At 44.5% G+C, this 1,052-nt stretch carries 1 protein-coding gene and 1 pseudogene; both read left to right on the plus strand.

All coding sequences use genetic code 11. The features are described from left to right. Positions 1-637: pseudogene (gene esxD / locus R7Q46_RS25230) on the plus strand (type III secretion system regulon anti-activator ExsD); the annotation flags it as partial. 12 nt (positions 638-649) lie between these two features. Then, the coding region (gene vscB / locus R7Q46_RS25235) for a YscB family type III secretion system chaperone VscB (protein WP_318077945.1) at positions 650-1,052 on the plus strand (403 nt) is incomplete at its 3' end.

Here is a 1,052-nt window from a genome sequence, read left to right on the forward strand (position 1 = left end):
GACCTTTGAGCAGAGGCTCGAATACATCAACTCTCGATTGGGTTTTCGCTTTAATTTGGCCACGCCAAAAACGCTGATCCTTTGTTGTTACTTGGCGTTGACCGAGTGGATTCATCGACAAACCGACCAAAGTGCGTTGCACGCCTCGGTCAAAGTGGAACAACTGATGAATCAGCTGGACATTCAAAAAGAGTACTGGTCGAAGTTATCGGGTGAAGACACCAGCGCGATTTTTGTCGAACAACAACTTGCGTTGATTGAGAGCCAGCAAACGCAGTTAAAAGCGCAGCTAAATACACTGAACGAGCAGCAGTCACAAGTAATTGAATCTCATAAAGCGTTGGTCGATAAGTGGCAACCGTCGTTAAGCAACTTGAAAGAACTGGCGGACTACACTTCAACGACGGATATGTTCATCTCTGATTGGAAAACGTGGTGCTCTGAGGCTCGTTTACAAGCACCGGATCTCAATGAAGTCTGGGATGCATGTGACGTGGTATATAACGACCTCAATGCCGTTGCTAAAGTGTGGCAATGGTTTAAAGACATGCAGATCGTTGGCGATGTTGATCACTACTATTTTGATATTCAAAGTGGCCAATGCGGTCAGGCTTGTAACCATCTCAGCCAGATTTAAATAGGGCAGTATATGTTAGATAAAATGATGAAATCTCTAGCGGAAACGCTAGGGATAGGGCCTTTTATTGCCGGAGAAAATGGCGCTTACACCATCGAAGTAGACCAGTTAACACTGACAATCAAACAGCACTCATCATGGATCTTATGGGAAACTGCCTTACCACTTCGATTCAATGAACATCTCAATTACCAACAAGAACAAGCATTAAAACGTTGTATGCAGCTATCACTAAAAACGCTTCGAGATACGCCAAGCGTGCTCACCACAAACGCTGATCAACAATTGATTTTGCAAGGCAAAGCGATGATAGAAAACACTTCAAATGAGCAGTTCGCAGAACTTCTTGCGCAACATGCCAACGGGTGTGAACGCTACATGGAATTGCTTGAACACGAGCGTGTTAATCACACCA

It is taken from the genome of Vibrio sp. 811 (assembly GCF_033339195.1).